The sequence below is a fragment of the Variovorax sp. 350MFTsu5.1 genome (genome assembly GCF_048302515.1).
Classification (GTDB): domain Bacteria; phylum Pseudomonadota; class Gammaproteobacteria; order Burkholderiales; family Burkholderiaceae_C; genus Variovorax; species Variovorax guangxiensis.
The window spans coordinates 6,803,492-6,824,045 of the sequence record NZ_CP157620.1 but is presented as its reverse complement, the minus strand read 5'-3'; the positions used below and the strand labels follow the sequence as shown (position 1 = coordinate 6,824,045).

At 68.6% G+C, this 20,554-nt stretch carries 13 protein-coding genes; 9 read left to right on the top strand and 4 right to left on the bottom strand.

What is annotated here, in order from left to right; genetic code table 11:
* Positions 1 to 101 precede the first annotated feature (101 nt).
* The 6 genes from ABL843_RS31160 (at position 102) to ABL843_RS31135 (ending at position 12,505) form a co-directional block, all read left to right on the top strand.
* Positions 102 to 6,122, top strand: a complete 6,021-nt coding sequence (locus ABL843_RS31160) for an alpha-2-macroglobulin family protein (RefSeq protein WP_418118547.1) — start codon at positions 102 to 104, stop codon at positions 6,120 to 6,122.
* Positions 6,123 to 6,194: 72 nt separating this feature from the next.
* A complete protein-coding gene (gene pbpC / locus ABL843_RS31155) occupies positions 6,195 to 8,558 on the top strand; it encodes a penicillin-binding protein 1C (protein ID WP_418118546.1) in 2,364 nt (787 codons plus the stop codon).
* Positions 8,559 to 8,636: 78 nt separating this feature from the next.
* Positions 8,637 to 9,989 carry an esterase-like activity of phytase family protein gene (locus tag ABL843_RS31150; RefSeq protein ID WP_418118545.1) on the top strand — a complete coding sequence of 451 codons (1,353 nt, stop codon included), beginning with the start codon at positions 8,637 to 8,639 and terminating at the stop codon, positions 9,987 to 9,989.
* 154 nt (positions 9,990 to 10,143) lie between these two features.
* Positions 10,144 to 10,449 (top strand): DUF3649 domain-containing protein, encoded by a 306-nt coding sequence (locus ABL843_RS31145; RefSeq protein ID WP_418118544.1) that lies wholly within the window; start codon positions 10,144 to 10,146, stop codon positions 10,447 to 10,449.
* Positions 10,446 to 12,125, top strand: a complete 1,680-nt coding sequence (locus ABL843_RS31140) for a PepSY-associated TM helix domain-containing protein (RefSeq protein WP_418118543.1) — start codon at positions 10,446 to 10,448, stop codon at positions 12,123 to 12,125. Before ABL843_RS31145 ends, ABL843_RS31140 begins: the two co-directional genes overlap by 4 nt.
* A 5-nt stretch (positions 12,126 to 12,130) precedes the next feature.
* Positions 12,131 to 12,505, top strand: coding sequence for a DUF3325 domain-containing protein (locus ABL843_RS31135; RefSeq protein WP_418118542.1), 375 nt, complete (start codon positions 12,131 to 12,133; stop codon positions 12,503 to 12,505).
* A gap of 68 nt (positions 12,506 to 12,573) precedes the next feature.
* Here ABL843_RS31135 and ABL843_RS31130 read toward each other — a convergent pair whose 3' ends face one another.
* The gene (locus tag ABL843_RS31130; RefSeq protein ID WP_418118541.1) at positions 12,574 to 13,641 is read right to left on the bottom strand and encodes an aldo/keto reductase; all 1,068 of its coding nucleotides are present in this window, start codon (positions 13,639 to 13,641) and stop codon (positions 12,574 to 12,576) included.
* A gap of 150 nt (positions 13,642 to 13,791) precedes the next feature.
* On the opposite strand from ABL843_RS31130, the gene ABL843_RS31125 reads away from it, so the two are divergent.
* Positions 13,792 to 14,766 carry a LysR family transcriptional regulator gene (locus tag ABL843_RS31125; RefSeq protein ID WP_418118540.1) on the top strand — a complete coding sequence of 325 codons (975 nt, stop codon included), beginning with the start codon at positions 13,792 to 13,794 and terminating at the stop codon, positions 14,764 to 14,766.
* Here ABL843_RS31125 and ABL843_RS31120 read toward each other — a convergent pair.
* From ABL843_RS31120 to speD, 3 genes are read right to left on the bottom strand one after another with little or no spacing between them, the layout of a single operon-like run.
* Positions 14,708 to 16,108, bottom strand: a complete 1,401-nt coding sequence (locus tag ABL843_RS31120) for an aminopeptidase P N-terminal domain-containing protein (RefSeq protein ID WP_418118539.1) — start codon at positions 16,106 to 16,108, stop codon at positions 14,708 to 14,710. The two genes, ABL843_RS31125 and ABL843_RS31120, sit on opposite strands and share 59 nt — an antisense overlap.
* Entirely contained in the window at positions 16,105 to 16,818 is a 714-nt protein-coding gene (locus ABL843_RS31115; protein ID WP_418120540.1) for a nucleotidyltransferase family protein, read from the bottom strand. Before ABL843_RS31115 ends, ABL843_RS31120 begins: the two co-directional genes overlap by 4 nt.
* 20 nt (positions 16,819 to 16,838) lie before the next feature.
* Positions 16,839 to 17,219, bottom strand: a complete 381-nt coding sequence (gene speD / locus ABL843_RS31110) for an adenosylmethionine decarboxylase (protein WP_019653741.1) — start codon at positions 17,217 to 17,219, stop codon at positions 16,839 to 16,841.
* A 144-nt stretch (positions 17,220 to 17,363) separates the two neighbouring features.
* Between speD and ABL843_RS31105 the strand changes: the two genes are divergently transcribed.
* Together ABL843_RS31105 and gap are read left to right on the top strand one after the other, a co-directional pair.
* On the top strand, positions 17,364 to 19,466 hold the full coding sequence (locus tag ABL843_RS31105; RefSeq protein ID WP_418118538.1) for a transketolase family protein: 2,103 nt from the start codon (positions 17,364 to 17,366) through the stop codon (positions 19,464 to 19,466).
* A 51-nt stretch (positions 19,467 to 19,517) separates the two neighbouring features.
* Positions 19,518 to 20,519, top strand: a complete 1,002-nt coding sequence (gene gap / locus ABL843_RS31100) for a type I glyceraldehyde-3-phosphate dehydrogenase (RefSeq protein WP_176665341.1) — start codon at positions 19,518 to 19,520, stop codon at positions 20,517 to 20,519.
* Positions 20,520 to 20,554 lie beyond the last annotated feature (35 nt).

The window sequence follows — 20,554 nt, the reverse complement described above, 5'->3', positions numbered from 1 at the left end:
GCGGGCCTGTGCGGTTTTCACGAAGACTTCACACACAGCGCGATTGCTTCACAGATGGCTCGCACACTCGCGGGCGCCAACAAAAACAGTGGGGAGTTTCCATGCTTCAAGTCGCCAACAGAAAACTCGCGTCGATCAGCGACGCGCTCTTCGCCGGCCTGGGCCGCGTGCTCGGCTTCCTGCGTCCGCTGGCCCGCGGGCTCATCGGTTCCTGGCGACCACCGGGCTGGCTGAAGATCGTGGGCGCGTTCCTTCTGCTGGGCCTGCAGTGGCTGCAGCAGCGGCTTGCATGGCTGGTACTCCTCGCGTTGATCGCACTGGCCGGCTGGATCGCCCATCCCCATGTGATGAAGTGGTGGCACGGCCTCACGCCCGACCGCGTGGAACCGGTGGTCGCCACCGCGAAGGCCGATGCGCCGCAGCGCACGCAGATCGAACTCGACAAGGGCCCCAACCCCTACGTCATCAACTTCTCGGCCTCCGTCGCGCCGATCGCTCGCATCGGCCAGGAGGCCACCGGCGTCACCATCGAGCCCGCCATCGCCGGCCGCTGGACGTGGACCAGCCAGAGCCGCCTCGAATTCCTGCCCGCGCAGGACTGGCCCGTTGGCCAGCCGTACAAGGTGCAGATCGCCGACAGCGCCCTCGCGCCGCACATCGAACTGGCGCAGCGCAAGTACGAGTTCACCTCTCCCGAGTTCACCGCGCAGTTCATCGGCGCCGAGTTCTACCAGGACCCGGTCCAGGCCAACGTGCGGCGTGCGCTCTTCCAGGTGCGCTTCTCGCACCCCGTCAACACGGCCGAGTTCGAGAAGCGCCTGGTGCTGACCTACGACCAGCCCTGCAGCAGCTCCTTCTTCAGCGTGGGCAAGTGCGCGAGCGAGAAGTTCACCGTCAGCTACGACAAGCTGCGCCTCATCGCCACGCTGCAGTCGGAGCCGCTGCCGATTCCCGAGAAGAACCGGCCCGCGATCCTCAGCCTCACGGCCGGCGCGGTCGCGCAGAAGGGCGGACCGGCGCTGCGCAACGACCTGTCTCGCGCGGTCGACATCCCCGGCCTCTACAGCCTTTCCATCTCCGGCATCGAGCCCACCATCGTCACCGGCGAGAACGGCGAGCCCGAGCACGTGATGCAGGTCAGCGCGTCCATGCCGGTACACGAGCGCGAGATGGCACGCGTGGTGCAGGCCTGGCTGCTGCCCGCCACGGAGGAAGCCAAGGGCGATCCCGAGGAGAAGTTCGACTGGTCCGCCGATCCGGCGAAGGTGACCGACGCCGTGCTGCGACGCGCGAAGAAGCTCAACCTGCAGCCCATTGCCAGCGAGCGCGAGGTGACCGAGATGGTCAGCTTCCGCATGCCGCAGGCCGAGGGCGGCCGCTACCTGCTGGTGCGCGTGGCCAAGGGCCTGAAGACGCCCGGCGGCTACCAGCTGGGCGCCGCGTTCCAGGACGTGCGCCTGCTCAAGACCTTCGCGCCCGAGCTCAGCATCATGAGCCAGGGCTCGCTGCTCGCGCTCTCTGGCGAGCGCAAGCTGCCGATCCTGGTGCGCGACCTGCCCGGCATCCGCCTGGAAATCGGCCGCCTGCTGCCGCAGCAGCTGCAGCACCTGGTGACGCAGACCAGCGGCGACTTCGCGCATCCGCAGTTCTACGGCGGCCTGCAGTCGGACAACCTCGTCGATCGCTTCCAGAAGGAGATTCCGCTGAGCATTCCCGCCGGCAAGGCGCACTACGAGACCGTCGACTTCGCCGAGTACCTGCGCAGCGACGCGACCGACCGCCGCGGCGTGTTCCTGCTCAAGGTGCAAGGCTACGACCCGAAGGCGAAGAAGAAGCCCGAGGGCGAGGCTCGACCCGAGGAGGCACAGCAGCAGGAAGAGCAGTCTTCCGAAGAGGACGGTAGCGGCGACAACGGCGAAGGCGGCAGCCCCGAGCAGCAGATCGACCAGCGCCTGGTGCTGGTCACCGACCTGGGCATCGTCGCCAAGAAGTCGCTCGACGGCACGCGCGACGTGTTCGTGCAGAGCATCGCCAGCGGCCAGCCGGTGGCGGGCGCGCTGGTGGAGGTGTGGGGCCGCAACGGGATGATCGTCGCGTCGCAGTCCACCGACGCCACCGGCGCGGCCAAGCTGCCCAACCTGGCGGGCTACCAGCGCGAGAAGGCGCCCGTGGTGCTGGTGGTGCGCAAGGACGGCGACCTGAGCTTCCTGCCCTTCAACCGCAGCGACCGCACGCTGGACATCTCGCGCTTCGACGTCGGCGGCCTGCGCGCGGCCGGCGTGCCGAACCAGATGACGGCCTACCTCTTCAGCGACCGCGGCATCTACCGCCCCGGCGACACCATGCACATCGCGATGATGGTGAAGGCCGGCAACTGGGGAACCTCGCTGCGCGACCTGCCGCTGGAGGCCGAGATCATCGACGCGCGCGGCCTCAGCGTGCGGCGCGAGAAGCTCAGGCTCGGCCCCGGCGGCGCGGCCGAGATCGCCCACACCACGCAGGACACCTCGCCCACCGGCAACTACGCCGTCAACCTCTACCTGCCGCGGCAGTCGTCGCCGGGCGCGCCCGAGGTGGAGAGCCTGCTGATCGGCAGCACGACGGTGAAGGTGCAGGAGTTCCTGCCCGACCGAACCAAGGTCACGGCGAAGCTCAGCAGTGAAGTCGCCGAAGGCTGGGTGAGCCCCAAGGACCTGAAGGCGCAGATCGACGTGCAGAACCTCTTCGGCACGCCCGCGCCCGACCGCAAGGTGGAAGGCACGCTCACGCTGAGCCCCGGCTTCCCGGTGTTCCGCGCCTTCACCGACTACGCCTTCTTCGACCCGCAGCGCGCCACCGAGAAGCAGGTGGACGACCTGGGCAGCGTGCAGACCAGCGCAGACGGCAAGGCCGAGTTCGACCTGCGCCTGTCGCGCTTCGACGCCGCCACCTACCAGGTGCACGTGCTCGCCAAGGCCTTCGAGCCAGAGGGTGGACGCAGCGTGTCGGCCGAGGCGCAGACGCTGGTGAGCGACCTGCCCTACCTCGTCGGCGTGAAGGTCGATGGCGACACCAGCTACGTGAGCAAGGGCGCCACGCGCAACGCCACGGTGATCGCCATCGACCCGCGCGCGAAGAAGACGGCCGTGGCCGACCTGAAGATCGAGCGCGTCGAGCGCAAGGTGCTGTCGGTGCTCATCAAGCAGGACAACGGGCTGTACCGCTACGAGTCGCGCCTCAAGGAGATGGTGCTCGACGAGAAGCCCTTCGCCATCGCGGCCGCGGGCAACAGCGTGGCGCTGGACACCTCTGCGCCCGGCAACTTCGCCTACGTGGTGCGCAATGCGCAGGGGCTGGAACTCAACCGCGTGGAGTACAGCGTGGCCGGCAACGCCAACGTGTCGCGCTCGCTCGACCGCAACGCCGAGCTGCAGCTCACGCTCGACCGCAAGGACTACGAGCCGGGACAGGAGATCTCGGTGAGCATCCGCGCGCCGTATGTGGGCGCGGGCCTCATCACCATCGAGCGCGACAAGGTCTATGCCCATGCATGGTTCAAGACCGACAAGACCGCCTCGGTGCAGAAGATCACCCTGCCCAAGGACTTCGAGGGCACCGGCTACATCAACGTGCACTTCGTGCGCGACCCGGCCTCCGACGAGGTCTACATGAGCCCGCTGTCGTACGGCGTGGTGCCCTTCGCCACCGCGCTGGCCAGGCGCACCGCCAACCTGCAGCTCACCAGCAGCGAGCTGGTGAAGCCGGGGCAGACGGTGAAGATGAAGCTCACCAGCGACAAGCCCACGCGCGCCGTGGTGTTCGCGGTGGACGAAGGCATCCTGCAGGTGGCGCGCTACAAGACGCCCGACCCGCTGAAGCACTTCTTCCAGAAGCGCGCGCTCGAGGTGGGCACGCTGCAGACGCTCGACCTGATCCTGCCGGAGTTCAAGAAGCTCATGCAGGGCGCCGCTCCCGGCGGTGACGGTGAAGGCGAACTGGGCAAGCACCTGAACCCCTTCAAGCGCAAGCGCGACAAGCCGGTGGCCTACTGGTCGGGCCTGGTCGACGTGAACGGCAGCCGCGAGTTCAGCTACACCGTGCCCGAGAGCTTCAACGGCAGCCTGCGCGTGATGGCCGTGGCGGTGAACGACGAGACCACCGGCGCCAAGAGCGCCCGCACAGTGGTGCGCGGCGACATGGTGATCCTGCCGAACGCACCGCTGGCCATGGCGCCCGGCGACACTGTCGAGGTGGGCGTGGGGCTGGCCAACAACATCGTCGGCTCGGGCAAGGAGGCTCCCATCGCGCTCACGCTCACCGCATCGGGCGGCCTCGAAGTGGTGGGCGACGCCACGCAGACGCTCAAGGTCAATGAGCGCGGCGAAGCCAGCACCAAGTTCAACGTGCGCGCCAAGCCGGGCGAGCAGGCGGTGCTGGGTTCTTCCGCGCTGGTGTTCACATCGACGCACAAGAACTACAGCGCGCGCCTGTCCACCGAGGTGAGCGTGCGGCCGGCATCGCCCTTCGTCACGCTGGTGCAGGCCGGCAGCTTCCAGCGTGCGGGAGAAATCTCGAGCCAGGCCGATCTGTACCCGAACTTCCGCCAGAGCGACGTGGCCGTGTCGGCCGCGCCCTGGGCCTTTGCGACCGGCCTCATGCAGTACCTGGAGGCGTACCCGCACGGGTGCACCGAGCAGATCACCAGCCAGACCTTCCCGGCCGTGCTGCTGTCGGGCCGCCCGGAACTGGTGAAGGAGATGTCGCGCGGCCGTACCGCTGAGCAGGGTCCATTGCCCGAGGCGCGCAAGACCTTCGAGCGCTACCTGGTGCAGCTGCGTGCGCGGCAGACGGCCGACGGCGGTTTCTCGCTGTGGCCCGGTGCCGGCACCGACCCCTTCGCCACGCTCTACGCGGTGCAGCTGCTCGTTGAAGCGAAGGACCACAAGCTGCCCGTGCCGCAGGACCTGTTGCAGAAGGCCAATACCTACCTGCAGGGCTGGCTCGGCAGCGGCGACAACACGCTCGACGGCTGGCGCCAGCGCACGCAGGCCGCCTACCTGCTGACGCGCCAGGGCATCGTCGCGCCGGCCGCGCTCGCCAACCTGCGCGAGGCCCGCCGCAACCAGATGTCGCGGCAGGCCGTGGGCTGGGGCGACGACCTCGGCGCCGTGTACCTCGCCGCGAGCTACCAGCTCGTGAAGCAGGAGCAGGTGGCCAACGAGCTGCTCGACCCGGTGTGGTCCGATCTGCTCGCGCGCACCGAGAAGAAGCAGCGCCGCAACGCCTGGGGCGCCTATTACGACCCGCTGGTGCACGACAGCATGACGCTGCATCTGGTGGGCCGCCACTTCCCCTCGCGCCTGAAGACGCTGAAGCCCGCGGTGTGGGAGGGCATGGCCCAGATGGTGCGGGAGGGTTGGTACAACAGCCTGTCGTCGGCGTCGATGCTGCTGGCGGTCGACTCCTACTTCGAGGCCGTGGGGCAGAACGTGGAAGGCAAGCTCTCGGCAAGCACCGTCAATGCCCAGGGCCAGGCCGCGGCGCTCGTGCTGGGTGCGGTGAATCCGATCACACGTGCCTCGGTGCCGGCCGGCACCGCGAAGCTGAAGCTGTCGAACGACAGCGACTTCAACCTCTACTACAGCTGGGCCGAGCAGGGCTTCGAGCGCAACCTGCCCGCCACGCCGGTGAACAAGGGCCTGGAGATCTTCCACGAGGTGCTCGATGCCAAGGGCAATTCCGTCACAAAGGCCAAGCTCGGCGAAGAGGTCACGGTGCGGGTGCGCGTGCGCAGCCTGGAGCGCGCGCAGATCAACGACGTCGCGCTGGTCGACGTGCTGCCCGGCGGCCTGGAGCCTGTGCTGCAGGCAGTGGGCGACGACGACGATGCCAATGCCGACGCACCGATCTGGAAGAAGCGCCTGGGCGGCGGCGGATCGTGGAAGGTGCAGTACGCCGATATCCGCGAAGACCGCGTCGTGTTCTATGGCGGCGTCGGCAAGGACCTGCTCGAGGTGACCTACAAGGCCCGCGCCACCAACGTGGGCGACTACGTGGTGCCGGCGGCGTACGGCGAGGCGATGTACGACCGTCGCGTGTTCTCGCGCTCGGCGGGTGCACGCTTCCAGGTGGTGGCGAATTGATCATGACGCGCTCTTGCCTTGTCCCCTCTCCCGCTTGCGGGAGAGGGCTAGGGTGAGGGTGCGGCGCTTCACATGACCCCCGCGCTCGATCCGTCGCCGATGCCCTCACCCCAGCCCTCTCCCAGGGGGAGGGGGAGCAAGAGAGCAGTCATCGCTTTCGCAGCCGTAGTCTTCCTGCTCGCGCTGCTGCGCCTGTGGCCCCACGCCCCGCTGAGCGAAACCGTCGGCAGCTCGCGCGCCGTCTACGCCCAAGGCGGCGAGCTGATGCGCCTCACGCTCGCCGCCGACGAGCAATACCGGCTCTGGGTGCCGCTGGAGCGCATCTCGCCCACGCTGGTCGATGCGGTGCTGCTGTACGAAGACCGCCGCTTCTACGCGCACCCCGGCGTCAACCCGGCCGCGCTGGTGCGCAGCGCATGGCGCATCGCCAGCGGCGAGCGCAGGCAGGGTGGCTCCACGCTCACGATGCAGCTCGCGCGCCGCGTGTACGGCATCGACAGCCGCACGCCCACCGGCAAGGTCGCGCAGATCTTCGCGGCGCTGTGGCTGGAGGCCCGCTTCAGCAAGCACGACATCCTGGAGGCGTATCTCAACACCGCGCCCTACGGCGGCAACATCGAGGGCGTGCAGGCCGCAAGCCTCATCTACTTCCGCAAGGACGCCGCGAAGCTCAGCCTTCCAGAAGCGCTGACGCTCGCGGTGATTCCGCAGAACCCCGTCAAGCGCATCGCCGAGCGCGGGCGCAATGCCGAACTGCAGGCCGCGCGCGAGCGCCTGTCGGCGCTGTGGGCCGAGCGCGATCCCGCGGCGAAGCAGCATGCGCCCGACGCGCAGCTCGCGCTGTCGGCCCAGTCGCGCGGCAGCCTGCCCTTTCTCGCACCTCACGCCACCGACATGCTGCTCGCGCAGGAGCGCGGCGTGCAGGAGGTGCGCACCACCATCGACCTGCGCATGCAGGCCACGCTCGAGCGCGTGATGGCGCAGTACCTGCGCGCGCATGCCGACGTGGGCATGAACAACGCGAGCGCGCTGCTGCTCGACGCATCGACGATGCAGGTGCGCGCGATGATCGGCTCGGCCGACTTCCGCAACGACGCCATCTCGGGTCAGGTCAACGGCGTGCTGGCCAAGCGCTCGCCGGGCTCCACGCTCAAGCCCTTCATCTACGCGCTGGCGCTCGACCAGGGGCTGCTGCACCAGAAGACGATGCTGAAGGACGCGCCCACCTCCTTCGGCCCCTACACGCCCGAGAACTTCGACCACCGTTTCGCCGGACCGCTGCCGGCGCAGGAGGCGCTGATCCGCAGCCGCAACGTGCCCGCGGTGGCCGTGGCCGCGAAGCTCTCGAAGCCCGGCCTCTACGACTTCATGCGGCTGGCGGGCGTGCAGAAGCTGCAGAGCGAGCAGCACTACGGCCTCGCGCTTGTGCTGGGCGGCGGCGAGGTCACGCCCGAGGAGCTGGCCGGCATGTACGCGACGCTGGCCAACGGCGGCGTCTCGCAGCCCATCCGCTACACGCAGCCACAGCCCGACGAGAAGCCCGTGCAGCCGCTGCGCCTGCTGAGCGAAGAGGCTTCGTTCATCACGCTCGACATGCTGCGCCACACGCCGCGCCCCGACACCACGCTGCCCGCGCGCCCGGCCATCGCATGGAAGACGGGCACTTCCTGGGGCTTTCGCGATGCATGGACGGCCGGCGTGTTCGGCCGCCACGTGCTGGTGGTGTGGGTCGGCAATTTCGACGGCAGCAGCAATCCGGCGCTGGTGGGCGTGGATGCCGCGGCGCCGCTTTTCCTTCGCATGGTCGACGCGCTGCGCGCCGAGCGGCTGGACCCGGGCGAGATGGCATCGCGCCGGCCGCCGGACCTGCGCCAGGTGGAGGTTTGCGCGGCGACGGGCGGCCTGCCCGATGCGCTGTGCCCGGTGCGCACCATGACCTGGTTCATCGCGGGCAAGTCGCCGATCCAGGTCAGCAACCTGCATCGCGCGGTGTGGGTCGACGAGACCACGGGCAAGGTCGTCTGCGGCCCGCAGCCCAACGCGCGGCAGCAGGTGGTGGAGCAATGGGGCAGCGACATGCGCCGGCTGTTCCGGCAGGCCGGGCTGCCGCGTGCGAGTGCGCCCGCGGACGGCTGCGAGAAAACGGACGGTGACGCAACGGAAAGTGCTCCCCTCATCACCTCGCCGCTGCGCGGCGTGCGCCACACGCTGCGCGCGAAGAAGCCCGAGCCGCTGGTGCTGCGCGCCGAGGCCGGGGCCGGCACGCAGGCGATCTACTGGTTCGCGGACGACGCGCTCATCGGCCGCGCCGCGCCGGGCGAAGGCATCACATGGATGCCCGATCTCGCGTCATCCGGGCGGCGCTACCTGCTGCGCGCGGTCGATGACCAGGGGCGCGCCGAGTCGCGCGAGGTGACGGTCGACATTGCGCCCTGAGTCGCGCGGGGCATGTCATGGCCGCGTCACTCCTTGCCGGCATGGTCACGCGTTTTCGACTTGGAACCTTTCCCGCTCATGACGCGTTTCGCTCCCCTGTCCTTCGTCGCCCTTGCTGCCGCCCTCGCATGCATCGCAGTCCAGGCGCAGACCGCCTTTCCCGCCACGCTCGCCGGCCACGCGGTGCTGCCAGCGCAGAGCTTCGTCGCGGCGCCCAAGGATGCACCGGCCGACCTGCAGGTCAGCGGCAAGTTCACCACGGGCAAGCGCGTCGAGGCCGTGGGCGCGGTCGAAGGCCTCTCGGGCGGCCGCGGCACCGGCGTGTCGCTGCCCTTCAAGGGCCAGCCGCTGCAGGGCCACTCCGGCATCAAGAAGATGGACGACGGCAGCTTCTGGATCCTCACCGACAACGGCGCCGGCGCCAAGGCCAACTCGCCCGACTTCATGCTCTACCTGAACCACTACAAGGTGGACTTCAGGAGCGGCAAGTTCAACCGCATCGAGACCGTCTTCCTGCACGACCCCGACAAGAAGGTGCCCTTCCGCATCGTCCACGAAGGCACGAAGCAGCGCTACCTGACGGGCTCGGACTTCGACCCCGAGAGCTTCCAGTTCGCCGGCGGCGCACTGTGGATCGGCGAGGAGTTCGGCCCTTTTCTCATCAAGGCCGACCTCAAGGGCAAGGTGCTCGCCGTGTACGACACGCTGGTCGACGGCAAGGCCGTGCGCTCGCCCGACCATCCGGCCGTGACCACGCCCGGCGCTCCGGGCGGCGCGGTCGACTTCCAGATCAAGCGCTCCAAGGGCTTCGAGGGCATGGCCTCGTCGAAGGACGGCAGCAAGCTGTATGCGCTGCTCGAAGGCCCGGTGTGGAACGCCGAGGCTAAGGACTACGAGAAGGTCGAGGGCAAGGAAGCGCTGCGCGTCTTGGAATTCGACGTCAAGGCTGAACGCTGGACGGGCCGCCACTGGCAGTACGTGCTCGAAGCCAACGGCAACGCCATCGGCGACTTCAACATGATCGACGGCAGCACGGGCCTCATCATCGAGCGCGACAACGGCGAAGGCACCAGCGACAAGGTCTGCCCCGAAGGCCAGAAGCGCACCGACTGCTTCCACGACATCGCCAGGTTCAAGCGCGTCTACAAGGTCGAGCTGAGCGACGCGAACGTGGGCGGCCCGGTGCGCAAGATCGGCTACATCGACCTGCTGAACATCACCGACCCGGACAAGCTCGCACGCAAGCCCCTGAACGACGGCGTGCTGAAGTTCCCCTTCTTCACCATCGAGAACGTCGACGTGGTCGACGCCACCCACATCGTGGTCGGCAACGACAACAACCTGCCGTTCTCGAGCAGCCGCGAGCCGAACAAGGCGGACGACAACGAGTTGGTGCTGCTGGAGGCGGGGGCGCTGCTGCAGGCGAAGTAGGCGGCGCGGACGCGTCCGGGCGGCAATGTCCGGATCGCAGGCGGGGCGGTAGAGAAAAGTTCTTTCCAGATGAGTATCATTCTCATCTTCCAGGATCTCTCCTCCCCTTTTCCATGAATCTCCGAACGACCTCGCACGCCGTCCGGCGCACGTCGTGACCGCGGGCGTTCGTTACCGCCTGAGCGTGGCTTCGCGCGCCGTAGCCGCTATCGCAGGCGGCTACGGCGTCGCCGCGCTGTCTTCCGTCGTGCTCGCGCTGTGCCTGCCCGCCATCTTCGGCATGGCCCGCAGCGAGGCCACGATGACCGGCCTGCTCGCTTCCTTCGCCGTCTTCGCGTTCGCGGTGATGTGGGTCTTCGCGGCGCGTACGGCATCGCGTGCGTGGGCGGGCCTCGCCGCTGCCGCGGCCGTGCTGGGCCTGCTCGCGTGGCTCATGCATGCCACCGGAGGCGCCGCGTGAAGGAGGGCTTCCGCCAGTCGATGGCATGGCTTCACACCTGGTCGGGCCTGCTGGTCGGCTGGGTGCTGTTCATGGTGTTCGCGGCCGGCACGGCCTCGTACTTCAAGGACGAGATCACGTTCTGGATGAAGCCGGAGCTGCACGCGGCAGCCGCACGCACGGAGGTTCCGCCGGCCCAGGCGGCCGAGGGCGCGGTGGCCTATCTCCAGAAGCACGGCGCCGGCAGCCCGCGCTGGTTCATCAACCTGCCGACCGAGCGCCAGCCGTCGACCGACGTGCTGTTTCTCGCCACGCCCGCCTCGACTGCTGCCCCCGGCGACAAGCCGCGCCGCCGCTTCGACCGTGTCTCGCTCGACCCCGCCACCGGCGAGGCACTCACCGCCGCTCGCGCCACGCGCGGCGGCGAGTTCTTCTACCGCCTGCATTTCGACCTGCACTACATGCCCGCGCTGTGGGCGCGATGGATCGTCGGCTTCTGCGCGATGTTCATGCTGGTGGCGATCTTCAGCGGCATCGTCACGCACAGGCGCATCTTCAAGGACTTCTTCACCTTCCGCCCGAAGAAGGGCCAGCGCTCCTGGCTCGACGCGCACAACGTGACGGCGGTGCTCGCGCTGCCCTACCACCTGATGATCACGTACACGGGCCTGGTCACGCTGATGTTCATGTACATGCCCTGGGCGCCGCAGGCGGCCTACAAGGATCGCGGCGGCGAGCAGGCCTTCTTCTCCGAGGTCTTTCCCGGCGGCGGCCGCGACCAGGTCAAGGCCTCGGGCAACAGGGTCCCGCTCGCGCCCATCGCGCCGATGATGGCGCAGGCCTCCGCGCACTGGAACGGCGCTCCCGTCGGTCGCGTCACCGTGCACCAGCCCAACGACGCCAACGCGGTCGTCGCGCTCACCCGCGCCGAGGGGCCGCAGCTCTCCTACGACAAGCCATCGATGCTTTTCAACGGCACCACCGGCGCGCTGATCGGCGCCTACGGCGACGTGCCCAAGCCCGCGGCCGAAACGCGCGGCGTGCTCTATGGCCTGCACATCGCGCGCTTCGGTGATCCGCTGCTGCGCGCGCTTTTCTTCCTCTCGGGGCTCGCGGGCTGCCTGATGGTGGCGACGGGACTTCTGCTGTGGGCCGTGAAGGAGCGCCAGAAGTTCGCGAAGACGCTCAAGCAGGGTGGGCGCGTGAGCATCGGGCTGCGGCTGGTCGACGGCCTGAACCTCGGCGCCATCGCCGGCCTGCCCGTCGCGATGGCTTCCTTCTTCTGGGCCAACCGCCTGTTGCCGGTGGGCATGGCCGAGCGCGGCGAGGCGGAGATCCGCTGGTTCTTCATCGTCTGGGGCGCGGCCGCAGTGCTCGGCCTGCTGCGGCCCACGCTGCGCATGTGGCAGGCACAGCTCGCGGCTAGCGCGTTGCTCTTCGTTCTGCTGCCGGTGCTCAATGCGTTCACCGGTCCTGCGCCGCTGACCGTCAGCCTGCGCGCCGGACCGAGCGCGGTGGCGGGCTTCGACCTCGTCGCGATCGCGCTGGGCCTGGGGTTCGCGGGCGCGGTGTGGATCGTCGAGCGCAAGCGGCGCAAGTCGATGGCTGCAAGGCAGCAGGTAGAGAAGAAACCGCCGCCATCGCCACAACAGCCGCAGCAGTCGTCGACGCTCGCCCCGTCGGGCCAGGGTTCGTGACGGTAATGGATTCGTCCCTCCTCTCCCTCGTGTTCGCCGCATCGCTCGCGGGCTTCTGCGCGCTGAGCCTCGCGATGGACCGCCACAGCGAGGACGTCTACGGCCGAGGCAGCACGCCGGGCCCGTGGCGACGCTGGCTGCAGCTCGGCGGAGCGCTGCTGCTGTGCGTGTCGCTGGGCGCCAGCCTGCGCGCGGCGGGCAGCGCGATCGGCTGGGTGCTCTGGCTGGGTACGCTCACGGCGGCTGCGTGGTCGACCGTGGGGCTGCTCAGCTATGCGCCGCGCCGCTTTCACTGGATCGCGTTCGTGGCCACGGCCGTCGCGCTGTGCAGCCTGCTGGCGAGCCTCTTGCCGCCGTCGTCCGCGTCGCTCACGCCGTGACCGGGGCTGTGCGCAGCGCCTGCCCGCTCATCGCGCCTTCCACCGCCGATACATAGAGCCGCGCGGCTTCATGCGGGCCGCCGCACCGAGCTGCCGCCCGAGAGCACACCCTGCGTCATCGGCAGCGCCATGAAGTCGTGCGGGAAGCCCATCGACACGGCGCTGGCCGCTTCCAGGCGCTGCAGCGCATCGGCGTCGAGCTGAACCTCGAGCGCGCCGAGGTTGTCCTCGAACTGCGCGAAGGTGCGCGCGCCGATGATCGGCATCACCGTCGGCGCGCGGCGCTGCAGCAGCCACGCCAGCGCGATCTGCGCGCTCGGCCGGCCCTGCTCCCGTGCGACCTGCCCCACCGCTTCTGCGATCTCCAGCGAGCGGGCGCTGAGCGCGCCGTTGCCCACGGCCACGTCCTTGCGCGAACCCTTCACGCCCGAGGCCGGGGCGTTGCGATGATCGAGGTCGGCGCGCGTGTACTTGCCCGAGAGCACGCCGCTGCCCAGCGGCGACCATGCCAGCACGCCCAGGCCGAGTTCCTGCGCCATCGGCAGCAACTCGCGCTCCACGGTGCGCTCGATCAGGCTGTACTCGATCTGCAGCGCGACCAGCGGCGCCCAGCCGCGCAGCTCGGCCAGCGTCTGCATGCGCGCGATCTGCCAGGCCGGCGTGTCGGAGATGCCCGCGTACAGCACCTTGCCCGCGCGCACGAGGTCGTCGAAGGCGCGCATCACTTCCTCGAAGGGCGTGAGCCCGTCCCAGATGTGCAGGTACAGCAGGTCGATGTAGTCGGTGCCCAGCCGCTTCAGGCTGGCCTCCACCGAGCGCACCATGTTGCGGCGGTGGTTGCCGCCCGCGTTGGGGTTGCCCGGCTGCATGTTCAGCGAGTACTTGGTGGCCACCACCACCGACTCGCGTCGGTCGGCGATGAACTGGCCCAGCAGCTTTTCCGAGCTGCCGTTGGTATAGAAGTTGGCGGTGTCGATGAGGTTGCCGCCGCGCTCGACGTAGAGATCGAACATGCGGCGCGACTCGCCCGCGTCGGCGCCCCAGCCCCATTCCTGGCCGAAGGTCATGGTGCCCAGCGACATGGGGCTGACGCGCAGGCCCGAGCGGCCGAGGGTGATGTAGTCGTCCAGCTTCATGATGCAGATTCCTTTCGTGCGTGCGTTTCGAGGTTGAAGGCGGCGACGCGAGGGCCGCATCGCCATGACCTGGAAGGTATTTGCGCGATTGCTTTGGAAAAAGCCTGTTGGAGCGAATGCTTTATGAAGCCAGTCTTCATAATGGCCGCCATGTCGCCCGAACTGCTGCCCGCCATCGCCGCCTTCGCCCGCGTGGCGCACCACGCCAGCTTCACGCGCGCCGCGCAGGAGCTGGGCCTGTCGCCATCGGCCCTTTCGCAGACCGTGCGCACGCTGGAGCAGAAGCTCGGTGTGCGCCTGCTGGACCGCACCACGCGCCGCGTCGGCGTGACGGAGCTGGGCCAGCAGTTCCTCGTGGGTGCGCAACAGGGCCTGGCCGCGCTCGCGCAGGCGGTCGAAGGCATCGACGAGGCGCGCGACAAGCCGGCAGGCCTGCTGCGCCTGAACGTCTCGCGCGTGGCGGCGGAGCTGCTCTTCTTTCCGCACTTCGGCGCGTTCGCCAACGCCTATCCGGACATCACGCTCGAGTTCGTCTGCGACAACCGCATGGTCGACCTGGTGGAAGGCGGCTTCGACGCCGGCATCCGCCTGGGCGAAAGCCTCGCGCAGGATGTGGTGGCCGTGCCGGTGGGCGGGCCGCTGCGCATGGTGACGTACGCGGCGCCCAGCTACCTGAAGGGGCGCAAGCCGCCGCGCACGCCCGAGGACCTGCGCGAGCACCGCTGCCTGAACTACCGCCTGACCACCGGCGGCCTCTACCGCTGGGAGTACGCGCAGGACGGGCGCGTGCTCGACGTGGAGCTCGCAGGCCCGCTCGTCAGCAACGACGCAGACCTGCTGCTCGCGGCCGCGCGTTCGGGCGCGGGCATTGCCACATCGTTCGAAGGCGCGGTGCGCGAAGACTTCGCCAGCGGCCGCCTCGTGCCGCTGCTGGAGCCCTGGTGGCCGACCTTTCCGGGCTTCTATCTCTACTACCCGAGCCGCGCGCAGATGCCGCGCAAGCTGCGGGTGTTCATCGACTTCCTGCAGGCGCGGCACGCGCAGCCGCCGGTGTCGCAGCGGGCGGTCAGGCCCGCATCAGCGCCTCGATCTCGTCCGCCTTCACCGGCACGCCGCGCGAAATGAGTTCGCAGCCGGTGGCGGTGACGATCGCGTCGTCCTCGATGCGAATGCCGATGTTGTGGAACTGCTCGGGCACGCCCTCGGCGGGACGCACGTAGATGCCGGGCTCCAGCGTCAGCACCATGCCGGGGTGCAGGATGCGGCTGGGGCGGTTCTTGATGACTTCGTTCGACAGCGGGTCCTTGCGCTCGCTCACCTCGCCCACCTGGGTGGGCTCGACGTAGCTGCCGCAGTCGTGCACGTCCATGCCGAGCCAGTGGCCGGTGCGGTGCATGTAGAACTGGAAGTAGGCGCGCTTGTCGATCACGTCGTCGACGCTGCCGACCTTGTTGGCATCGAGCAGGCCGAAGTCGAGCATGCCCTGCGCGAGCACCCGCACCGCCGCGTCGTGCGGGTCGTTGAAGCGGTTGCCGGCCCTGGTGGCGGCAGCCGCCGCGTCCTGGCTGGCGAGCACGAGGTCGTACAGCGCGCGCTGCGGGCCGCTGAACTTGCCGTCGGCGGGGAAGGTGCGGGTGATGTCGCTGGCGTAGCCGTCGAGCTCGCAGCCGGCGTCGATCAGCACCAGTTCGCCCTTGCGCACGGGCGCGGCGTCGGCACGGTAGTGCAGCACGCAGGCATTGGCGCCTGCCGCGACGATGGAGTAGTACGCCGGATATTGCGAGCCGCCGAGGCGGAATTCATGCAGCAGCTCGGCGTCGAGGTGGTACTCGCGCGCATCCTTGCCTTCGCGCAGCATGCGGGCCGACAGCTGCATCGCGCGCACGTGCGCGCGGGCGCTGATCTGCGCGGCGCGGCGCATGATGTCCTGCTCGTGCGCGTCCTTGACCAGGCGCATCTCGTCGAGCGGGCCGCACAGGTCGCGCTGCTCGTCGGGGCACAGCGCGCCATAACGCACTCGCGCGCGCACCGACTGCAGCCAGCCGTCGACGCGGCTTTCCAGGCCCTTGTGGATGGCGAAGGGAAACCACACGGTGGCGCGGTTCTCCAGCAGCTTGGGCAGCTTCGCGTCGAGTTCGGTGACCGGGAAGGCCTCGTCGACGCCCAGCGCCGCGGGCGCCGCGTCGGGCCCCAGGCGGTAGCCGTCCCAGATCTCGCGCTCGATGTCCTTGGGCGCGCAGAACAGCGTGGCGCGGCCGTCGCCCGCCAGCACCAGCCAGGCGTTGGGCTCGGTGAAGCCGGTCAGGTAATAGAAGTAGCTGTCGTGGCGGTAGAGGAAGTCGGTGTCGCGGTTGCGCGGCCGCTCGGGCGCGGTCGGGATGATGGCGATGCCGTCCTTGCCGAGTTGCGAGGCGAGGCGCGCGCGGCGCTCGGCGTAGATCGTGGTGGCGATGTCTGCTGCGGTCATCTTGTTGGCGTGTTCAGTTGGGCGAGCCGTTCGGGGGTTCCCACATCGGTCCAGGGGCCGGTGTAGAGCTCTGCGCTCACGAGTTCATTGTCCATCGCGGCGCGCAGGATCGGCGCCAATGGGGCCTTGCGGCCGGCCGGGTTGCCGCCCGGGATGTCGCAGTAGGGCGGTGCGAAGAGCGCGGCCCGGTACAGGCCGATGGTCGAGAAGGTGTACTTCTCGGCGGCGGTGTTGAGCGCGAGGCCCTCCGGCGAGAGGCCGAAATCGCCCTTCGGGTTGTGCGCGGGGTTCGGCACCAGCCAGAGATGCGCGAGCCTGCCGCCGGCCATGAAACGGTCGACCGAGGCCTGCGTGAAGGCGAATCCGGGCGCGAACACGTCGCCGGCCGCGACCCAGAACACGTCGCCCAGCAGGGGCAGCGCGCGCACGATGCCGCCGGCCGTCTCCAGCGCGCCGCCGAAGTCGCGGCCCTCGTCGGAGTATGAAATCGATAGCGCAGAAGGCCCGGCCAGCTTGGGATTCAAACCGAAGCGATCTGAAATCTGCGCGCCCAGCCAGTCGGTGTTGACGACCAGTTCCGTGAATCCGCCGGCGGCCAGCGCTTCCATCGGCCATTGCATCAGGGGTTTGCCGTGTACCTCCAGCAGGGGCTTGGGAGTGCTGTCGGTCAGCGGCCGCATGCGCTCGCCGCGCCCGGCGGCCAGGATCATGGCGCGCACCGCGTTGCCGCTCACGCCGCGACCCGTCCGCGCTGCAGTTCGTTGCGCTCGCTGTGCCGGGGCTGGAACAGCGACACCAGGCACTCCATCAGCGCATGCGCCTTGGCCGAGTGGTCGCCGCTGAAGTTGCAGACGTACACGTCCAGCGTCACGCCGCGCTGCTCGGGCCAGGTGTGGATGCACAGGTGAGATTCGGCCAGCAGCACCGTGGCCGTGACGCCGCCCGGCCCTTGCGGCGTGGCCGGGAAGCCGTGGATCAGCTTGCCCACCGCCTGCAGCCCGGCGGCCGCCACCGCCTTGAGGCAGACGGCCCCCAGCGCGTCGCGGTCGGTGAGCCACTGGGGGCCGCATTGGCAGTCGTGGAGGTCGGCGGTGAGGTGCAGCCCGTGCATGGGTGGCAACTCTAGCAGTCCGCCTGACGCACAAGAACATCGGAAGGGTGTTCAGGCCGTATCGGGAGCGTCCGGGGCTCGCCCGGTAAAATCGCGGGTTCTCCCCACCCCAACCCCTCTTTTCCCTCCGAAAGTCCACCGCACATGGCAAACCACGCCCTGATGGCCAACGCAATCCGCGCACTGGCCATGGATGCCGTCCAACAAGCAAATTCCGGACATCCGGGCGCACCGATGGGCATGGCCGACATGGCCGTCGCACTCTGGGGCGATCACCTGCGCTACAACCCCGCCAACCCGCACTGGTTCGACCGCGACCGCTTCGTGCTGTCGAACGGCCACGCCTCGATGCTGCTGTACTCGGTGCTGCACCTGACCGGCTACGACCTGCCCATCGGCGAACTCAAGAACTTCCGCCAGCTGCACAGCAAGACCGCCGGCCACCCCGAAGTGGACGTGACCCCGGGCGTCGAGACCACCACCGGCCCGCTGGGCCAGGGCATCACCAACGCGGTGGGCTTCGCGCTGGCGGAGAAGCTGCTGTCGGCCGAGTTCAACCGCAAGGACCACACGGTGGTCGACCATCACACCTACGTCTTCCTGGGCGACGGCTGCATGATGGAAGGCATCAGCCACGAAGCCTGCGCGCTGGCCGGCGCCTGGCACCTGAACAAGCTGATCGCGCTGTACGACGACAACGGCATCAGCATCGACGGCCAGGTCAAGCCCTGGTTCATCGACAACACCGAAGAGCGCTTCAAGGCCTACGGCTGGAACGTCATCGGCCCGATCGACGGCAACGACGCCGCTGCGGTGTCCAAGGCCATCGCCAAGGCCAGGAAGGAAGAGTCGAAGCCCACGCTGATCGTCTGCAAGACTGTCATCGGTAAGGGCAGCCCGAACCGCGCCGGCACCGCCAAGGCGCACGGCGAGGCTCTCGGCGCGGAAGAAACCGTGCTCACCCGCGAAGCCATCGGCTGGCCCTACCCCGCCTTCGAGATCCCGGCCGAGGTGTACGCCGACTGGGACCACAAGGAAGCCGGCGCCAAGACAGAAGCCGAGTGGAACGACAGGTTCGCCGCCTACGCCGCCGCCTACCCCGAGCTGGCCGCGGAGTTCACCCGCCGCATGAAGGGCGAGCTGCCCAAGGACTTCCACCAGGTCGCGTTCGACACCGTGGTTGCCGCACACACCAAGGCCGAGACCGTCGCCAGCCGCAAGGCCAGCCAGCTCGCGCTCGAAGCCTTCACCGCCGCGCTGCCCGAGATGCTCGGCGGCAGCGCCGACCTGACCGGCTCGAACCTCACCAACACCAAGAGCACCGCCGCACTGCGCTTCGATCCGAAGACCGGCTCGGTGGTCATGAACGTGCCGGCCGTTCCTGCCAAGCAGGGCGCTGAAGACGAAGCCAAGCCCGAAGCCCCGGCCGAAGCGCCGCACGGCACCATCGGCCGCCACATCAACTACGGCGTGCGCGAGTTCGGCATGGCCGCCATCATGAACGGCGTGGCGCTGCACGGCGGCTACATCCCCTACGGCGGCACCTTCCTCACCTTCAGCGACTACAGCCGCAACGCCATCCGCATGGCCGCGCTGATGAAGCGCCGCGTGATCCACGTGTTCACGCACGACTCCATCGGCCTGGGCGAAGACGGCCCCACGCACCAGTCGATCGAGCACGCCGCCTCGCTGCGCCTGATCCCGAACCTCGACGTCTGGCGCCCGTCGGACACGGCCGAGACGGCCGTGGCCTGGGCCGTGGCGCTGCAGAACCAGTCGCGCCCGACCGCGCTGCTGCTGAGCCGCCAGAACATCGCCTACTCGCCCAAGAGCGAGCTCGGCGACATCAGCCGCGGCGCCTACGTGCTCTCCGAGCCCGAGAACGTCGGCCTCAAGAACAAGAAGACGGCGGCCGTCATCATCGCCACCGGCTCCGAAGTGCCGCTCGCGCTGGCAGCCCAGAAGCTGCTGGCCGAGAAGAAGATCGCCGTGCGCGTGGTGTCGATGCCCTCGACCACCACCTTCGACCGCCAGGACCTGGCCTACAAGAAGGCCGTGCTGCCCAAGAAGCTGCCGCGCATCGCCGTGGAAATGGGCTGCACCGGCGGCTGGTGGAAGTACGGCTGCGCGGCCGTCGTCGGCATCGACACGTACGGCGAATCGGCGCCCGCGCCGGTGCTGTTCAAGCACTTCGGATTCACGGCGGAGAACGTGGCCGCCACGGTGGAAGCGGCGCTGCGCGACTGAGTCCTTTCGCCGGATCACGACAACAGTTTTTCAACCTTAGGAGCAAGTCAGATGGCTATCAAACTCGGTATCAACGGCTTCGGCCGCATCGGTCGCAACGTGCTGCGCGCAGCCGTGCAGAACTTCAAGAACGACATCGAAATCGTCGCCATCAACGACCTGCTCGAGCCCGACTACCTGGCCTACATGCTCCAGTACGACTCGGTGCATGGCCGCTTCAAGGGTGAAGTGACGGTCGAGGGCAATACGCTGATCGTGAACGGCAAGAAGATCCGCCTGACGCAGGAGCGCGACCCCGCGCAACTGAAGTGGAACGAAGTCGGCGCTGACATCGTGCTCGAGTCGACCGGCCTCTTCCTCACCAAGGAAACCGCGCAGAAGCACATCGATGCGGGCGCCAAGAAGGTGATCCTGTCGGCACCGTCGAAGGACGACACCCCCATGTTCGTCTACGGCGTGAACGACAAGAAGTACGCCGGCGAAGCCATCATCAGCAACGCCAGCTGCACCACCAACTGCCTGGCCCCGCTGGCCAAGGTGCTGAACGACAAGTGGGGCATCAAGCGCGGCCTGATGACCACCGTGCACGCCGCCACCGCCACGCAGAAGACCGTGGACGGCCCGAGCAACAAGGACTGGCGCGGCGGCCGCGGCATCCTGGAAAACATCATCCCGTCGTCGACGGGCGCGGCCAAGGCCGTGGGCGTGGTGATTCCCGAGCTCAACAAGAAGCTCACCGGCATGAGCTTCCGCGTGCCGACCTCCGACGTGTCGGTGGTCGACCTGACGGTCGAGCTGGTGAAGGAAGCTACGTACAAGGAAATCTGCGCCGAGATGAAGGCACAGAGCGAAGGCGCGCTCAAGGGCGTGCTGGGCTACACCGAAGACAAGGTCGTGGCCACCGACTTCCGCGGCGACCCGCGCACCTCGATCTTCGACGCCGAAGCCGGCATCGCGCTCGACGGCACCTTCGTGAAGCTCGTGAGCTGGTACGACAACGAGTGGGGCTACTCGAACAAGTGCCTGGAGATGGTGAAGGTCGTCTCGAAGTAAGACTTCACGGCCTCGACGAAAAACGCGCCCTCGGG

Bases quoted from the DNA above. Each gene is read 5' to 3' on its own strand.
- ABL843_RS31135 (WP_418118542.1), top strand. From the start codon at position 12,131: ATGGATTCGTCCCTCCTCTCCCTCGTGTTCGCCGCATCGCTCGCGGGC.
- ABL843_RS31105 (WP_418118538.1), top strand. From the start codon at position 17,364: ATGGCAAACCACGCCCTGATGGCCAACGCAATCCGCGCACTGGCCATG.
- ABL843_RS31125 (WP_418118540.1), top strand. From the start codon at position 13,792: ATGTCGCCCGAACTGCTGCCCGCCATCGCCGCCTTCGCCCGCGTGGCG.
- pbpC (WP_418118546.1), top strand. From the start codon at position 6,195: ATGACCCCCGCGCTCGATCCGTCGCCGATGCCCTCACCCCAGCCCTCT.
- ABL843_RS31150 (WP_418118545.1), top strand. From the start codon at position 8,637: ATGACGCGTTTCGCTCCCCTGTCCTTCGTCGCCCTTGCTGCCGCCCTC.
- ABL843_RS31120 (WP_418118539.1), bottom strand. From the start codon at position 16,108: ATGACCGCAGCAGACATCGCCACCACGATCTACGCCGAGCGCCGCGCG.
- ABL843_RS31160 (WP_418118547.1), top strand. From the start codon at position 102: ATGCTTCAAGTCGCCAACAGAAAACTCGCGTCGATCAGCGACGCGCTC.
- ABL843_RS31115 (WP_418120540.1), bottom strand. From the start codon at position 16,818: ATGATCCTGGCCGCCGGGCGCGGCGAGCGCATGCGGCCGCTGACCGAC.
- speD (WP_019653741.1), bottom strand. From the start codon at position 17,219: ATGCACGGGCTGCACCTCACCGCCGACCTCCACGACTGCCAATGCGGC.
- ABL843_RS31130 (WP_418118541.1), bottom strand. From the start codon at position 13,641: ATGAAGCTGGACGACTACATCACCCTCGGCCGCTCGGGCCTGCGCGTC.
- gap (WP_176665341.1), top strand. From the start codon at position 19,518: ATGGCTATCAAACTCGGTATCAACGGCTTCGGCCGCATCGGTCGCAAC.